This is a genomic window from Xanthomonas arboricola (assembly GCF_003353015.1).
Lineage (GTDB): Bacteria > Pseudomonadota > Gammaproteobacteria > Xanthomonadales > Xanthomonadaceae > Xanthomonas > Xanthomonas arboricola_E.
Window position 1 is genome coordinate 608457 of sequence record NZ_QREM01000001.1, and the last position, 16525, is coordinate 624981.

The following is a 16525-nucleotide window of genomic DNA, read 5'->3' on the forward strand; positions in this document are numbered from 1 at the left end:
ACGCACATGGGCCGCATCAGCGGCCCATGTCCAATTCACTGCATCCACTCCCGCAGGAGCGGCTGGCTTACTTCAGCTTGGCGTCGGCGCGCAGCGCGTCGGCGCGGTCGGTCTTTTCCCACGAGAACGCGGTGGCGGTGTGCTGCGCACCGGTTGCGTCGGTGTAGGAGAAGTCCTTCGGCTTGCGGCCGAAGTGGCCGTAGGACGCGGTCTGCTGATACATCGGGTGGATCAGGTCGAGCATCTGGATGATGCCGAACGGGCGCAGGTCGAAGTGCTTGCGGATCAGCTTTTCGATCTGCTCGTCGGCGATCTTGCCGGTGCCGAAGGTGGTCACCGAGATCGAGGTCGGCTCGGCCACGCCGATGGCGTAGGAGACCTGCACTTCGCAACGATCGGCCAGGCCGGCAGCCACCACGTTCTTGGCCACGTAGCGCGCGGCGTAGGCTGCCGAGCGATCGACCTTGGACGGATCCTTGCCGGAGAACGCGCCGCCACCGTGGCGCGCCCAGCCGCCGTAGGTGTCGACGATGATCTTGCGGCCGGTCAGGCCGCAATCGCCCACCGGCCCGCCGATCACGAACTTGCCGGTCGGGTTGATGTGGAACTTGGTGCCCTTGTGCAGCCACTTGGCCGGCAGCACCGGCTTGAGGATTTCCTCGCGCACGGCCTCGACCAGATCCTTCTGCTTGATGCCCGGATCGTGCTGGGTCGACAACACCACCGCGTCGATCGCGGTCGCAACGCCGTCTTCGTAGCGCAGGGTGACCTGCGACTTGGCGTCCGGACGCAGCCAGGACAGCGCCGAGTTCTTCTTCTTGCGGATCTTGGCCTGCTGCTCGACCAGCCGGTGCGCCAGATGGATCGCGGCCGGCATGTGGCTGTCGGTCTCGTTGGTCGCATAGCCGAACATCAGGCCCTGGTCGCCGGCGCCCTGCTGTTCGGGGTTCTTGCGGTCCACGCCCTGGTTGATGTCCGGCGACTGCTTGCCGATCAGGTTGAGCACGCCGCAGGTCTCGCCGTCGAAGCCGACGTCGGAGCTGTTGTAGCCGATGTCCAGGATGACCTTGCGGGTCAGCGCTTCCAGGTCGATCCAGGCACTGGTGGTCACTTCGCCGGCAACGATCGCCACGCCCGTCTTGACCAGCGTCTCGCATGCCACGCGGGCGCGCTTGTCCTGGGCCAGGATGGCATCCAGCACTGCGTCGGAGATCTGGTCGGCGATCTTGTCCGGATGGCCTTCGGAGACCGATTCGGAGGTGAACAGGTAGCTGGACATCAGGCTTATATCCCTTGATTCGGATGAAAAGATGGGTGCGGATGATACACCGTCCGACAACCCTGTGCATTGTGCGCCTGAACAGCCCGCTGTGGCGTTAAACCCGTGTCGTGGCACGGGTTTGCACGGTCATCGGGGTGTCATCGGCTTGCCATGCCGCGGTCATGGCGAGCGGTCGGCGTGCATGCGCAGCAGCACGTGGCGTGAGGTCGCCATGCCGCCACGCCGCGCTGCCGGAAATTGCCGCCGGACGTGCATCGCCTGCAGCGTCCGCTGGCCTGGTGCGGGGAATGCCGGCGCGGGTTGCAGCGGCGATTCGACCGGCAACCGCAACGCAATGCGGGCAACGTGCCTGGCGGCTGACCGCAATGCACGCGATGGCACTGGACGATGTCCGGCCTGCTAGCATCGGCCGATGGATTCATTGACCCAGATCGTTCTTGGCAGCGCCGTCGCTGCCGCCATCGCACCGGCCGGACAGCGCCGTGCCGCCCTGTTGGCCGGTGCCGCCCTGGGCACCTTGCCCGATCTCGATGCGCTGGTGTTGCTGCCGCTGACCGACGATCCGGTCACGCTGATGACGGTGCATCGCAGCGCCAGCCATTCGTTGCTGGTGCTGCCGTTGCTGGGCTGGCTGATCTGGTGGCTGTTTCGCCGTTACGGCAACGGGCGCGTGGCCGCTGCGCCCAGGCGCTGGTTCTGGGCGATCCAGCTGGCCTTGGTCACCCATCCCTTGCTGGATGCCTTCACCGTCTACGGCACCCAGCTGTGGTGGCCGCTACAGCCGCATCCGGCGATGTGGTCGAGCGTCTTCATCATCGATCCGGCCTACACGCTATGGCTGTTGCTCGCCTGCGCGGTGGCATGGTTTGCACGCGCGCGGCCCATCGCGCAGCACGCGCTGGTGATCGGGCTGGCGCTCAGCTCCGCTTATCTGGGCTGGTCGTTGCTGGCCAAGCACCTGGTCGACCAGGAAGCGGACCGTGCGCTGGCTGCGCTCGGGTTGCAGGATGCGCCGCGCTTCTCGGTGCCGATGCCGCTCAATACCTTGCTGTGGCGCGTGGTGGCGATGACGCCCAACGGCTATGTGATCGGCGAGCGCTCGCTGGTGGCCGACAAGGGCCCGATGCAGTTTCGCGGCTATTCCAGCAATACCCAGGCGCTGGGCGAGGTGGCCCGGTTCGATTCGGTGCGCCGGTTGACCTGGTTCAATCGCGGTTTCATGCGCGCACGCCTGGTCGATGACGAGCTGATGCTCAGCGACCTGCGCATGGGCCTGGAGCCGGACTACAACTTCAACTTCGTGGTGGCCCACCGCCAGGACGGGCAGTGGCAGCCGATCGCGCCGCGACAGGTCCAGGCCGCCTACCGTGCGCCGGTGGCGCGCGACCAGATCGGCCAGGTGCTGGCGCAGATGTGGCGCCGCATCTGGCACGAGCCCGCCGGGACGGTGCTGACCGGCGATCTGGAACATGCCGCCACGCCTGCGCCGGGCACCCGCTAGGCTTGCTGCAGCGGTTTTGCCGGCAACGCGCGCTCAGCACGTCCGTGCAGCACGCCGGCTCAGTACACCGTCGCGCGCGCCTGCACGAACGAGTAGAAGAACACCGCGTCCGGGTCGCTGTGCACCTGCGCCAGTTCGCGGCGCATGCCGTCCACCGTGTCTGCGTTCACCGCACCGGCCGCAAGCAATTGTTCGGCAGCCGACAGCAGTACTTCTTCCCAGAACCCGATCATGGTCTTGCGCCGGCCCGGCTCGCGGTTGTCCAGGTGCAGCGTCTTGATCCCGGTATGCACATCGCGAAAGCCGCCGGCCAGCAGCAGGTTGCCCAGCTTGGCGCCGACGAACGGATCGCCGCCCTGGTCGTGCTGGAAATCGTTGAAGGCCATCCAGTAGCGCCAGAGGTTGGGCGAATACGGATGCAGCAGGAACGAAGCGTTCATCACCTCGGTGACATACACCGGCGAGCCCGGCAGCAGCACGCGCCGCACCTCGTTGAGCACGCGCGCAGGCGAGGGCACATGCTCGAGCACCCAGCACAGGAATGCCGCATCGAACTGCCGCGCCTCGAACGGCAGGTCGCTCGCATCGGCCTGCTGCAGCGTGTAGCGCTCGCGGCACCATGCCAGGCGTTCCAGATTGGCGCGTGCCGCGCCCAACTGCGTCTCGCTCAGGTCCACGCCGGTGACATGCAGGTCGGGAAAGCGGCGCAGCAGGATTTCGGTCTGCGCGCCCACGCCGCTGCCCACTTCCAGCAGCCGGCGTGCACCGCTGTAGTCGATCTGGTTGAACAGCGTGGCTTCCAGCAGGCGCGCCTGTTTGAGCAGGCGTGCCTGTTTGAGCAGGCGTGCCTGTTCGGTGGACGAAAATCCGTGCAGATAGGTCGGGGTGTCGCTCGGTGCGCTCATCGCTGCAGCTCCAACAACGCAGGAAAACTCAGGCGGCAACCGACAGCGCCGGTGGCACGCCAGCGATCAGGGCATCGAAATACGCGCCGGTCAGTTCCAGCTGCGCTTCCGGCGTTTCGGCGCGGTTGACCACCGCGCGGAAGTCGGCGCTCTGCGGGTGATCCTTGGCGTACCAGCCCAGATGCTTGCGCGCGATGCGCACGCCCTGCGGCTGCCCGTAGAACGCATGCAAGGCTTCCAGGTGGCCGAGCAGGGTGTCGCGCACGAATGCCAGCGACGGCGGCGGCAACAGCTCGCCGGTGGCCAGATAGTGCGCCACCTCGCCAAAGATCCACGGACGCCCCTGCGCGGCACGTCCGATCATCACCGCATCCACGCCGGTGGCGCGCAGCACCTGCGCCGCCTTCTGCGGCGAATCGATATCGCCATTGGCGATCACCGGGATCTGCAGCGCGGCCTTGATCTGCGCGATCGTGGCGTACTCGGCAGTGCCGGTGTAGTGCTGGTCGCGGGTCCGCCCGTGCACCGCCAGCGCGGCGATGCCGCAGTCCTGCGCGATGCGGGCGATGGTCGGACCGTTGCGGTGATCGCAATCCCAGCCGGTGCGGATCTTCAGGGTCACCGGCACATCCACCGCCTGCACCACCGCCCGCAGGATGCGGGCCACCAGTTCCTCGTCGCGCATCAGCGCCGAGCCGGCCCAGGCGTTGCAGACCTTCTTGGCCGGGCAGCCCATGTTGATGTCGATCAGCTGCGCACCGTGGTCGACGTTGTAGCGCGCCGCCTCGGCCAGTTGCTGCGGCTCGGTGCCGGCAATCTGCACGCTGACCGGATCCGGCTCGCCGGCATGGTCCATGCGGTGCAGCGATTTGCGCGTGCCCCAGAAGCGCGGATCGGAGATGGTCATCTCCGACACCGCCAGCCCGGCGCCCAGCCGCTTGCACAGCAGCCGGAACGGCTTGTCGGTGACGCCGGCCATCGGGGCCAGGATCACTTTCGGGTCGATGGAGTAGGGGCCGATCTGCATGGCGGCATTGTAGCTGGGTGGGGGAATCGGGAGCCGGGAGCCGGGAATCGGGAATCGGGAATCGGGAGTCGGGAGTCGGGAGCCGGGAGCCGGGAGCCGGGAGTCGGGAATCGGGAGCCGGGAATCGGGAGCCGGGAGCCGGGAGCCGGGAGTCGGGAGTCGGGAATCGGGAATCGGGAATCGGGAATCGGGAGGGCGTTTTCGGCTTTCGGTCTTGTGTGGTTGCTGCGCGGGTCGCGTGAACGGTAGAGCCAGGGCAGCGGGAAGATTGCCGGTTGACCGTCCCCTCACCCCAACCCCTCTTCCGACGGGAGAGAGGGGCTTCTATTCCTTCTCCCGTCGGGAGAAGGTGGCGCGGCAGCGCCGGATGAGGGTACGGGCGCCCGACGCGGCATCACGCCAGGTGCCGCCGCCCAGCCTGCTATCAGATCAAGAGGATCGAAGCACCGGCGCAGCGGGGCTCGCAGCGTCCGTCGATGGACAGGCCTCGACATGCCGTTCGCGGATCAAAACAGTCTCATGCGGATGCCGACGCCCTGAACGCAGAAGGCGACCGCATCGCTGCGGTCGCCTTCGTTGCCTGCCTGGAGCGGCCGGATCACACGGCCGGTTCGGGCACCATGCGCGGCATCGAGGTGGCGGCGCCTTCCACTTCGGTGGAGCGTGCGGCGTAGCGGGTGGCAAAGCGCACGTGGGTGATGAAGCTGGCAGCGGGGGCCTGCGCCAGCGAGGCCACCAGTGCGCCGTTGAAGGCGTCACCGGCGCCGGTGGTGTCCACGGTCTGCGCGCTTTCCGCGCCCACCCGGTAATGCGCGGCCGAGTCGCCGCGCAGCTGTTCTTCGGCATGCGAGATGAAGGCGCCCACCGATCCCAGCGTCACCACCACGGTCCCGCCCGGCAACAGCTTGCGGCACAGCGAATGCAATGTGTTGCCGTCCAGCGCCGCCACATCGTCGGCATTGATGCGTTCGCCGACGTGGCGGCCGAGCAGGGCCGCAAACTCGGTTTCGTTGGGCGTCAGTACGTCCGACAGCTTGAGCAGGCCGATCGAGGTCGGTGCATTGGCCGGTGCGGCGTTGAGCACGGTCAGCACGCCGCACTCGCGTGCCAGTGCCAGCGCCGACTCGATGGTTTCCGCCGGGGACTCCAGCTGCGCCAGCAGCACGCTGGACGAGGCCACCAGTGCGCGCTGGTTGTCCACGAATGCAGCGCTCAGCACCGAATTGGCACCGGCACCGATCACGATGGTGTTGCGGCCGTGCGCGTCGACGTAGATGCCGCCGGTGCCGGTCGGCTCGTTGCTGGGCTCGGCGATCAGTGCGAAGCCGTCGTGCGCCGCCAGCGAGCGCGCCAGCGCCCCGCCGGCATCGTCGCCCAGCGCGCACAGGAAGTGCGTCCTGGCGCCGGCACGTGCAGCCGCGACCGCCTGGTTGAAGCCCTTGCCACCGGGGCCGGTGCTGTAGCGACCGGCGATGGTGGCGCCCGGCGCCGGCAGCACGTCGCAGCGCCACACGTGATCGACATTGAAGGACCCGACAACGACGACCGAACTCATAAATACCCTTGACTTGAATGACTGAATGAAACGTGGCGTGCGGCGATTAGACCGTCACACCGATGAACCCGCGCGCCCTCAACCGAAATGCGAGAGCACGCCGGCAATGGTAGCGGTCATGAACGTGGCGATCGAACCGCCCAGCACCGCGCGCAGCCCGAACTTGGCCAGATCGTGACGGCGTTCCGGTGCCAGCCCGCCGATGCCGCCGATCTGGATCGCAATCGAGCTGAAGTTGGCAAAGCCGCACAGCGCATACGTGGCAATCAGCCGACCCTCCCCGCTCAGGCCCACGCCCGGCACTTCGCCCTTCACGATACGCGACAGTTCGCTGTAGGCGACGAACTCGTTGATCACCACCTTCTGCCCGATCAGCGAACCGACCGTGGTCGCGTCCACCCACGGGGTGCCGATCACCCAGGCGATCGGCGCCAGCACGTAGCCGAAGATCGTCGACAGGTTGGTCGGCCGGCCCAGCAGCGCGGCAGCGCCGGTGACATCGCCCAGCCAGGTCAGCGGCGCGTTGATCAACGCGATCAGCGCGATGAAGGCCAGCAGCATCGCACCGATGTTCAGCGCCAGGCGCAAGCCATCGCCGGCGCCGGCCGCGGCCGCATCGATGACATTGCTGGTGGTCTTTTCCACTTCCATCTTGACCGTGCCACGGGTCAGCGGGGTGCCGGTCTCCGGCACCAGCAGCTTGGCCACCACCAGGGTGGCGGGCGCGGCCATGATGCTGGCGGCCAGCAGATGCTTGGCGTAGAACGCCTGCTGCGCGGGATCGCTGCCGCCGAGCATGCCCACATACGCAGCCAGCACGCCGCCGGCGATATGCGCCATGCCGCCGATCATCATCGTCAGCAGCTCGGACTGGGTCATCTTGGGAATGTACGGGCGCACCGTCAGCGGCGCCTCGGTCTGGCCGATGAACACGCTGGCGCAGACGCTGGTGGTTTCCGCGCCGGACACCCGCATCACCTTGGTGATCGCCCAGGCCATCGCGCGGACCACCACCTGCATCACGCCCAGGTGGTAGAGCACGCCCATCAGCGCCGAGAAGAAGATGATGGTGGGCAGCACCTGGAACGCGAAAATGAAGCCGTAGCTGTCGATGTTCATCAGGTTGCCGAAAATGAAGGTGGACCCTTCATTGACGAAGCTCAGCACCTTGACGAAGCCCTTGCCCAGCGAATCGAACACATCGCGTCCGCCCGGCACCAGCAGCACCAGTGCGGCGAACGAAATCTGCAGCGCCAGACCGGTGGCGACCAGCCTCCAGTCGATCGCGCGGCGGTTGCTCGAAAACAGCCAGGTGATGCCGATCAGCACCGCCAGACCGAACAGGCCGAAACCGATCCTTCCCAAACCTTCGACCATTCCAATCCCCGGGGCTGCTGACGGCAAAACGAGAAGCCTAGAGCAGGGGGTGACCGCGGGCAAGGCGAGCAGCATTCAGGCCCCGCCCGCCGGCCCGCAGCCGAGCCAGGGCGGGCGCGGGATGTTGCCTGCGCGCGGGCGGGCGAGACGCGCTTGCGCAAGCGCATGGCGCGGCAGTCACCGCCGCTGGTGACCTCCCGGGAAATCTTCGCGCTCAAGCGCCAACTGGCGCAGGCGCAGCAGGGCAAGCGCGCAGCGCGCTCCCAGCATTGCGTCGGCGGAGACTTGTGCATGCGGGATCCAGCGGTGTGGTGCGAAAGCGCCGCACCTGTCGCCCCGGCAGCACCCCGTCCTACACTGCGCACGCCGATCCGGGGCAGGGCGCCGCGGAGGTTGCTGGAGTCTGCCAATGCATTACCGTCGTCTGGGGTCCACCGGGCTGCAGCTGTCGGCCCTGTCGTTCGGGGCCTGGGTCACCTTCGGCAAGCAGATCGGGCGCGGCGAAGCGCGCAACCTGATCGCCGCCGCCTGGGACAACGGCGTCACTTTCTTCGACAACGCCGAGGTCTACGCACGCGGCCGCGCCGAAGAGGTGATGGGCGATGTGATCGCCGACCTGCGCCTGCCGCGCGATGGCTACTGCGTGTCGAGCAAGGTATTTTTCGGCGCGGTGGACAGCCCGCGCCCGACCCAGCGCGGGCTCTCGCGCAAGCACGTCACCGACGCCTGCCACGCCGCGCTCAAGCGCCTGCGCGTGGACTACCTGGACCTGTATTTCTGCCACCGGCCCGATCCGGACACGCCGATCCGGGAAACCGTGCGCAGCATGGATGCCCTGATCCGCCAGGGCAAGGTGCTGTACTGGGGCACCTCCGAGTGGAGCGCCGGGCAGCTGCGCGAGGCCATCGGCATCGCCGAGCAGGAACACCTGCACGCGCCGTCGATGGAGCAGCCGCAGTACAACCTGTTGCACCGCGACCGGCTGGAGCGCGAATACGCACCGCTGTGCGAGGGTGGACTGGGCACCACGATCTGGTCGCCGCTGGCCTCGGGCCTGCTGACCGGCAAGTACAACGCCGGTGTAGACGCCGACAGCCGCCTCGGCCAGCCGGACAATCACTGGTTGCAGGACGAGGTACTGGGCGCGCCGGAAGCGCGCCGCCTCGAACGCGCCCGCGCATTCTGTGCAGTGGCCGCCGAGCTGGGCCAGTCGCCCGCACGCCTGGCCATCGCCTGGTGCCTGCGCAACCCGCACGTGTCCACGGTGATCCTGGGGGCCAGCCGGGTGGCGCAGCTGGAAGAAAATCTCGGTGCGCTGGAGACCTTGACCCAGGTCGATGCCACCGGTTGGGCACGGGTGGAGGAGGCGACGCGCTGAAGCCCGCTGCGTGCGGCGGGCCCGGTGCGGCAGGCGGCTGGCTGCGATGTGTCGGCTTGCCGCGCTATCGACCGACCGCGAGCCCGCATCTGCCACGGGCGTGTACGCCAGCCGACGTCTGCACCGCCGTCGCGCCAGCCAGGCTCGCGCTTGCCTGGCGCAGGTCTGGCCGGCGGCGATGCGATCAGCCAGCCCACGATCTGCGGCAGGGAATCGTTGCCGGACGTCCTGGTTGATGCTTATCGATAGCCTTGGTGAATTGAAAGGATTCAATCCATGCAAAGGTTGTGTCACGAAGATGAGAATGGCTCTTGATCATTAAATGAGAATGGTTATTATTTGTCTGGCCAACCGACTGGAGATCCAGATCATGACCGCTCACCCCGTGCTGCTCCGCTCCGAACCGGTCAACCTGCGCGACCGCGCCGCCCCGCGCGCCGTTCCCGCAGAAGACCTCATCAGCAGCGAGGCGCTGCTCAAGGGCCGTCGCGAAGTGCTGATCCAGCATGGCGATCGCGTCTATCGCCTGCGCCATACCAGCAACGACAAGCTCATCCTGACCAAGTAAGCGCCTTGCTCCGATCCGCGCCTTGCGCAGGGTCGGATCGTCTTTCGCGGGCGTTGCCGCCGCCGTCCGCGCACCCACGCTCTTCCCCCGGTGGCCGGCCGCGGCCTTGTCTGCAGCACCCGCTGCCGGGAACTTCCCTTCAAAGGTTCCCGATGAGTCGCCTGCATCCGCTGGTGGTCGCGCTGTCGCTTGCGCTGCCTGCCCTCCCGTTGTGTGCACGCGCTGCCGACCCCGCCGCCGCGGGTGGCGCCGCGCGTGAGGTCCACGACTTCGACCGGTTGCAGGTCACCGCCACGCGTACCCAGCGCGCCCTGGTCGATGTGCCGAGCACGGTGGATGTGATCGATCGCGAACAGCTGGACAACCAACTGGTGCGCGAGCTCAAGGATCTGTTCCGCTACACGCCGGGCGTGTCGGTCACCAGCACCAGCGGCCGCTTCAGCGGCGCCAACGGCATCCGCATCCGCGGGCTGGACGGCAACCGCGTGGCGATCCTGGTCGACAACGTGCCGGTGTCGGACACCTTCAGTTTCGGCAGCTACCTCAACGCCAACCGCAATTTCGTCGACCTGGAAACGCTCAAGCGCGTCGAAGTGGTGCGCGGGCCGGCCAGCTCGCTGTACGGCTCCGATGCGCTGGGCGGCGTGGTGGCCTTCGTCACCAAGGACCCTGCCGATTATCTGAGCGCCGACAGGCACAGCTATGTTGGCCTGAAGTTCGGTTATGAGGGCGACTGGAACGGCCTGTTCGCCGGTGCCACCGGCGCGTTCGGCGGCGAGCGCTGGAGCGGCATGGTGGCGGTCAGCCATCGCCAGGGCCAGGAAGCACAGAACCAGGGCGACAACCGCAGCCGTGATGTCACCCGCACCGCGGCCAACCCGCAGCGCATCGATGGCCGCAGCGTGCTGGCCAAGCTGGTGTACGCGCCCAGTGCGCAGCAGCGCTTCAAGCTCACCGTGGAAGGCAACGAAGATTACGGCAGCATTGATGCGTTGACCGGCATCGACACGCGCTCGCCCACCGCGTCGCTGCGCATCCTGTCGCAGCAGGGCCGCGACCATCAGACGCGTGCGCGCGTCTCGTTCCGGCATGAACTGGATGCGCTGGACTCGGCACTCGCCGACGACCTGCAGTGGCAGCTGTACCGCCAGGACAGCGAGAGCCTGCAGCGCACCGACGAGCTGCGCGGCAACAACACGCGCCGCCACAACGAACACAACTTCGACCAGCGCGTGTACGGACTGCTGGTCAACGCGCACAAGGCCATCGACACCGGCACGCTCCGTCACGCCATCACCTATGGCCTGGACGGCACCTGGACCGACACCCGCGCCAAGCGCGACGGGTATTCGGTAAATCTGGCCAATGGTGTCATCACCAATCGCGTGGGCCAGGACGTGTTCCCGGTGCGCGATTTCCCAAAGAGCGAAACCACCAAGCTCGGATTGTATGCGCAGGACGAGATCGGCCTGTTCGATGGGAGGCTGTCGCTGACGCCCGGCGTGCGCGTGGATTATTTCCGGCTGTCGCCGCAGGTGGATGACATCTTCCGCGAAGACAATCCCGGCGTTGCCGCTGCGACCATCGACGAAACCCAGGTCTCGCCCAAGTTCGGTGCGGTATGGCGGTTTTCGGATGCCTGGTCGGCCTATGCCAACTACGCGCACGGCTTCCGCGCGCCGCCATACAACGACGTCAATATCGGCTTCACCAATCTGCAGGCGCGCTACACCGCCATCGCTAATCCGGACCTGAAATCGGAAACCAGCCGCGGCGGCGAACTGGGGCTGCGCTTTAATGATGCCATTGGCTATCTGGGCGTCAGCGTGTACTACACCGACTACCGCAACTTCATCGAATCGTATGCGCCGGCCGGCTTCAACGCCGATGGGCTGATGCTGTTCCAGTCGCGCAATGTGGACGATGTGGTGATCAAGGGCGCCGAAGCGCGTGGCGGAATCGATCTGGGCGCCCTGGCCGGCTGGCAGGGCTGGTCGCTCAACAGCGCCGTGGCGTACTCGGAAGGCGACAACCTCACCGACGACACCCCGCTCAACTCGGTCGACCCCCTGCGCGGCACGCTCGGCGTGGCCTTCGACAGCGATGGCTGGGGCGCGGAACTGATCGGCACCTTCGTCGCACGCAAGCGTCGCCCGCAGCTGGACAGCTACTACACCCCGGCCGGCTACGCCACGCTGGATCTCATGGGGCATTGGGAGTTCGCGCCCGGTGCCAAGGTCACCGCCGGCATCTTCAACCTCGCCGACCGCCGTTATGTGGACTGGAACGCGCTGCCCAACGGCACGCTGGCCAGCAGCACGGTGCTCGACCGCTTCACCGGCGCCGGGCGCACCGCCTCGGTCAGCCTGGCAGTGAGCTGGTAGCGGCCATGCCCATCGCCCGCCCGCTGCCGTCGCTGTTGCATGCACGTGCCACCCGCGCTGCGTTGCCGCGTCCGCGGCAGCTGGCGGCGCTGGGCACGGTGCTGTGTCTGTACCGGCCCGCCCTGGGCAACGAACTGGATGGCTGGCAGCACGCGGTCGATGCGGCGGCATGCCGGCAGGTCGACAGCGATGGCGTGCGCGAGAGCATCTGGTTCTTCGATGCCGAGGGGCAGTGCTGCTGGCGGATCTGCCTGTTGCCCGACAGCGATTTTCTGGTCTGGGATCGCCTGGTCTCGCGCCTGCCGCCGCTGCCGATGGAAACCCATGAACTGGGCGTCGGCGAGCGGCTGTGGCGTCGTCTGGCCGGGCGTATGCGTGGTGAGGCATGGCGATTGAGCGCGCTGCGGCTGCAGGCCGCCGCCAGCGCCGAGCAGCCGTTTTCCGCCAGCCTGGCGACCGTGTCGGCGCTGGGCGCCGAGGTCGCCGCACGCCTGGCACGCGAAGAGGGCATCGACGGACGCGTGGCGGTGGACGATTGCTGCTGCGCGCGCGCTGCCGCCTTGCGCACGGCCTCCACCACGTCCCGCAGCATCCCCCCATCCGAGATGATGACGTCGCTGGTGCGCTTGCGCCGTTGACGTCTCCACCCGCCACCGAGAGTTCCGATGAGCCGACTGTTTCCCCGTTGTACCGCCGCGGCGCTGAGCCTGTTGCCGTTGATCGCCGCCGCCGACGCCCAGCGCGACCGCCAGAGCATCCTGGCGATGCAGGGCGAATACGCGGTGGACTTCGCCTTCGACGAGACGGTGCTGCTCAAGCCCGGCTACGAGCGCGCGTCGGCCATGCGCAGTGGCGGCAACGAAGTGGTCATCGTGGTGGAGGATTCACCGCGCAAGCTGGTGCTGCAGCATCTGCTGGTCGACGAAAAGAGCAAGCACGTGACCAAGCATTGGCGGCAGGACTGGATCTACGAGGCGCCGCAGCGTTTTGAATTCACCGCCGATCAGACCTGGACGGTGCACGCGCTGCCGCCGGCAGTCACCACCGGCGCCTGGACGCAATGCGTCTACGAGGTCAGCGACGCGCCGCGCTACTGCGGCACCGGTCGCTGGGATTACGCCGATGGCCATCCCACCTGGACCAGCGATGTGAGCTGGCGCCCGTTGCCGCGCCGCGAGTACACCAAGCGCAGCGACTACAACGCGCTATCGGTGATCAACCGCCACACGCTCACGCCCAACGGCTGGACCCACGAACAGTTCAACACCAAGGTGCTGCGCAAGCCCGACGGCAGCCAGGAAGCGATCGCGCGCGAGTTCGGTTTCAACGATTACCGCAAGACCACCGAGGTCGACTTCGCCCCGGCCTATGCGTACTGGAAGGCCACCCAGGGTTACTGGGCCAAGGTACGCACGCGCTGGGCCAGGTTCCTCGACACGCCGCCGGGCGTGCACCTGAAGACCAAGCCGGATGGCATGGCGATGATCATGCCGATGTTCCAGCAGGCCGAAGCGGTGCAGGACGGCAAGCGGGTCAAGGATGCGCAGCTCGACGCGGTGTTCGCGCAATGGGTCGAACCAGCCAATTAACCACCTCGGCATCGTAGGAGCGCACCAGGGCGCGACGCGGCATTCCCGATAACCCCATGCGCGCGCCAGACCGTTCCTGCGAGTTCGCGCCCAGGTGCGCTCCTACGGGCGAGGCGGCGGTTGGTCGCTTAAAANTTCCCGATAACCCCATGCGCGCGCCAGACCGTTCCTGCGAGTTCGCGCCCAGGTGCGCTCCTACGGGCGAGGCGGCGGTTGGTCGCTTAAAAAACGGTCATTCCCTGAACATCAGGAACACCGCGACCAGGATCAACCCGAACGCGGCCCAGTGACTCCACGTCGCAGTGCGTCGAACAGGCCAATTGACCACCCGGCATCGTAGGAGCGCACCAGGGCGCGACGCGGCATTCCCGATAACGCCCATGCGCGCCGGGCGGCTCCTGCGAGGTCGCGCCCAGGTGCGCTCCTACGGGCGAGGTGGCGGTTGGTCGCTCAACAGACGGGCATTCCCTGAACATCAGGAACACCGCGACCAGGATCAACCCGAACGCGGCCAGTGGCTCCACGTCGCAGTGCGTCGAACAGGCCAATTGACCACCCGGCATCGTAGGAGCGCACCTGGGCGCGACGCGGCCTTCCCGATAACCCCATGCGCGCGCCAGGCGGCTCCTGCGAGGTCGCGCCCAGGTGCGCTCCTACGGGCGAGGCGGCGGTTGGTCGCTTAAAAGACGGTCATTCCTTGAACATCAGGAACGCCGCGACCAGGATCAAGCCGAACGCAGCCCAGTGATTCCACTTCAACGACTGGCCCAGGTAGAACGTGGAGAAGCCGGCGAACACCAGCAGCGTGATCACCTCCTGCATGCCCTTGAGCTGCGGCGCCGAATACACCGCGCTGCCCAGACGGTTGCCCGGCACCTGCAGGCAGTACTCGAAAAACGCGATGCCCCAGCTGACCAGGATCGCGATCATCAGCGGCGTGCTCTTGTATTTCAGGTGCCCGTACCAGGCGAAGGTCATGAACACATTGCTGGCGATCAGCAACAGCACCGGGTACACATAGGCAGTGAAGGAAGCGGTAGGCATGACGGCAGGCGGCAGGTGAGGGGGCCGGCAGCATAAGCCAGCCCCGTTAAGCGCACGCGACCGTACCGATGAGCCCGGCACGCAGCCCGGCCCCCTGGGCCCGCGACGTCGAAGGTCGGTGCAAAGCGGTCGCGCCTGCTGCGCGGCCTGGCAGGACGCCCGGCCGTGCGTCGCTGCGCCTGCGGCCAGCTCCCTAGCGCTGCATGCCCCAGCGGCGCACGGTCAGCCGTTCGATGGCCTGGAACACCACGCCCTCCACCAGCAGGCCCAGCACGATCACCATCGCCAGGCCGGCGAACACCCGGTCGGTGTACAGCTCGTTGCGGTTCTGGAAGATGTACCACCCCAGGCCGCCCTGGCCGGAGGTGGCGCCGAACACCAGCTCGGCGGCGATCAGGGTGCGCCAGGCGAAGGCCCAGCCGATCTTCAGCCCGGACAGGATCGCCGGCAGTGCGGCGGGAATCAGCAGTTGCGCCACGTAGCGCGGCCCGCGCAGTCCGTAATTGCGCCCGGCCATGCGCAGGGTCTCCGGCACCGCCTGGAAGCCGGCGTAGGTGGTCAGCGCCAGTGGCCACAGCACCGAATGCACCAGCACGAACACCAGGCTGCCGGTGCCCAGGCCGAACCACAGCAGGGCCAGTGGCAGCAGCGCGATGGCCGGCAGCGGATTGAACATCGCCGTCAGCGTGCCGAGCACGTCGCGGCCCCAGCGCGTGGAGGCAGCCAGCGCGGTCAGCACGAAGGCCAGCACCACGCCCAGCGCGTAGCCTTGCGCCAGCACGCGCAGCGACGCGCCCACGCGGCGCAACAACTCGCCCGACAGCAGCCCGTCGTAGAACGCACGTGCGGTCTGCAGCGCGCTGGGCAGCATCAGGTCGTCGCCAACCACGCGCGCGGCGATCTCCCACACCGCGACCAGCACCACCAGCACCAGCGCCTTGCGCAGCCACGGTGGTGCCTGCCAGCGCGTCGGCGCGGCGGCTGCAACCAGGGCGGGGTCCAGCGGCTGCAGGGCGACTTCGTACTCGGCCCGCACCGGCGGCAATGGCGGCAGTGCGCTGGCGTTGCCGCCGCTCATGGCAGCACCTCGCGCTGGCGCTCGGCAGGGCGACGCAATGGCGCCACCTTGGCGTTGTCCAGGGTGTCGTCGGGCAGGTCGAACAGCAGCCGATGGATCCGCTGCGCGGTCTGCTGGAACGCCACGCTGCCGGCGCTGTGCGGGCCGAACGCATGCGCGTTGAGTTCGGCGCGTACCTGGCCCGGATGTGGCGACAACAGCAGCACGCGGTTACCGACCACCAACGCCTCCTCGATCGAATGGGTGACGAACAACAGGGTGAAGCGCGATTGCTCCCACAGCTCCAGCACCTGCTCCTGCATGCGCGAACGCGTCAACGCATCGAGCGCGGCGAACGGCTCGTCCATCAACAACACGCGCGGCCGCATCGCCAACGCGCGCGCAATCGCCACGCGTTGCTTCATGCCGCCGGACAAGGTGTGCGGGTAGGCATCGGCAAAGGCGCTCAGCCCGACCTGGGCCAGGCTGTCGTCCGCACGTTCGCGGGCTTCGGCACGCGACAGCTTGCGTGCCGCGCGCAGGCCGAACACCACGTTCTCGCGCACGGTCTTCCAGGGCGCCAGCTGGTCGAATTCCTGGAACACCACCACCCGGTCCGGTCCGGGCCCGGTGACCGCGTTGCCATCCAGGCGGATCTGCCCCTCGCGCGGGGTGACGAAGCCGGCCACTGCCTTGAGCAAGGTGGATTTGCCGCAACCCGAGGGCCCCAGCAGCACGAAGCGATCGGCCTCATGCACGTCGAAACGCACGCGGTGGGTGGCACGCACCACGCGCTGCGCGGAGGCGTATTCCAGGCTGACGTGGTCGACCTGCAGCAATGGGGTGGGCGTGGCCATC

The 16525-nt window shown here is 67.4% G+C and carries 14 protein-coding genes; 6 read left to right on the top strand and 8 right to left on the bottom strand.

Annotation, left to right across the window (positions count from 1 at the left end; genetic code table 11):
- Positions 1–67: 67 nt before the first annotated feature.
- Entirely contained in the window at positions 68–1279 is a 1212-nt protein-coding gene (gene metK, locus C0541_RS02695) for a methionine adenosyltransferase (protein ID WP_115045557.1), read from the bottom strand.
- 415 nt (positions 1280–1694) lie between these two features.
- Between metK and C0541_RS02700 the strand changes: the two genes are divergently transcribed.
- Positions 1695–2783: a metal-dependent hydrolase gene (locus tag C0541_RS02700; RefSeq protein WP_115045558.1), complete on the top strand. Its 1089-nt coding sequence runs from the start codon at positions 1695–1697 to the stop codon at positions 2781–2783.
- A 59-nt stretch (positions 2784–2842) separates the two neighbouring features.
- Here the strand turns inward: C0541_RS02700 and C0541_RS02705 are convergent, their stop codons facing one another.
- The 4 genes from C0541_RS02705 to C0541_RS02720 all read right to left on the bottom strand — a co-directional run bounded on the left by C0541_RS02705 (position 2843) and on the right by C0541_RS02720 (position 7647).
- Positions 2843–3688, bottom strand: a complete 846-nt coding sequence (locus C0541_RS02705; protein ID WP_115045559.1) for a methyltransferase domain-containing protein — start codon at positions 3686–3688, stop codon at positions 2843–2845.
- A 28-nt stretch (positions 3689–3716) separates the two neighbouring features.
- Positions 3717–4715 (bottom strand): tRNA dihydrouridine synthase DusB, encoded by a 999-nt coding sequence (gene dusB, locus C0541_RS02710; RefSeq protein ID WP_115045560.1) that lies wholly within the window; start codon positions 4713–4715, stop codon positions 3717–3719.
- A 598-nt stretch (positions 4716–5313) separates the two neighbouring features.
- Positions 5314–6270 carry a ribokinase gene (locus C0541_RS02715; protein ID WP_115045561.1) on the bottom strand — a complete coding sequence of 319 codons (957 nt, stop codon included), beginning with the start codon at positions 6268–6270 and terminating at the stop codon, positions 5314–5316.
- A 78-nt stretch (positions 6271–6348) separates the two neighbouring features.
- Positions 6349–7647, bottom strand: a complete 1299-nt coding sequence (locus C0541_RS02720) for a NupC/NupG family nucleoside CNT transporter (protein ID WP_115045562.1) — start codon at positions 7645–7647, stop codon at positions 6349–6351.
- Between the two features lie 409 nt (positions 7648–8056).
- Here C0541_RS02720 and C0541_RS02725 point away from each other — a divergent pair, with 409 nt between their 5' ends.
- From C0541_RS02725 to C0541_RS02745, 5 genes are all read left to right on the top strand, one after another.
- Positions 8057–9025: a potassium channel beta subunit family protein gene (locus tag C0541_RS02725; protein ID WP_115045563.1), complete on the top strand. Its 969-nt coding sequence runs from the start codon at positions 8057–8059 to the stop codon at positions 9023–9025.
- A 328-nt stretch (positions 9026–9353) separates the two neighbouring features.
- Positions 9354–9593 (top strand): hemin uptake protein HemP, encoded by a 240-nt coding sequence (gene hemP / locus C0541_RS02730; protein WP_024938306.1) that lies wholly within the window; start codon positions 9354–9356, stop codon positions 9591–9593.
- A 152-nt stretch (positions 9594–9745) separates the two neighbouring features.
- Positions 9746–11977 carry a TonB-dependent hemoglobin/transferrin/lactoferrin family receptor gene (locus C0541_RS02735; protein ID WP_115045564.1) on the top strand — a complete coding sequence of 744 codons (2232 nt, stop codon included), beginning with the start codon at positions 9746–9748 and terminating at the stop codon, positions 11975–11977.
- Positions 11978–11982: 5 nt separating this feature from the next.
- Positions 11983–12615 carry a Hemin transport protein gene (locus C0541_RS02740; RefSeq protein WP_115045565.1) on the top strand — a complete coding sequence of 211 codons (633 nt, stop codon included), beginning with the start codon at positions 11983–11985 and terminating at the stop codon, positions 12613–12615.
- A gap of 27 nt (positions 12616–12642) precedes the next feature.
- Positions 12643–13566, top strand: a complete 924-nt coding sequence (locus C0541_RS02745) for a DUF6607 family protein (protein WP_115045566.1) — start codon at positions 12643–12645, stop codon at positions 13564–13566.
- A gap of 690 nt (positions 13567–14256) precedes the next feature.
- On the opposite strand, the gene C0541_RS02750 is transcribed toward C0541_RS02745, so the two are convergent.
- From C0541_RS02750 to C0541_RS02760, 3 genes are all read right to left on the bottom strand, one after another.
- On the bottom strand, positions 14257–14610 hold the full coding sequence (locus C0541_RS02750) for a DMT family protein (RefSeq protein WP_115045567.1): 354 nt from the start codon (positions 14608–14610) through the stop codon (positions 14257–14259).
- Positions 14611–14803: 193 nt separating this feature from the next.
- The gene (locus C0541_RS02755; protein ID WP_115045568.1) at positions 14804–15688 is read right to left on the bottom strand and encodes an ABC transporter permease; all 885 of its coding nucleotides are present in this window, start codon (positions 15686–15688) and stop codon (positions 14804–14806) included.
- On the bottom strand, positions 15685–16524 hold the full coding sequence (locus C0541_RS02760; protein ID WP_115045569.1) for an ABC transporter ATP-binding protein: 840 nt from the start codon (positions 16522–16524) through the stop codon (positions 15685–15687). Before C0541_RS02760 ends, C0541_RS02755 begins: the two co-directional genes overlap by 4 nt.
- Position 16525: the final 1 nt, after the last annotated feature.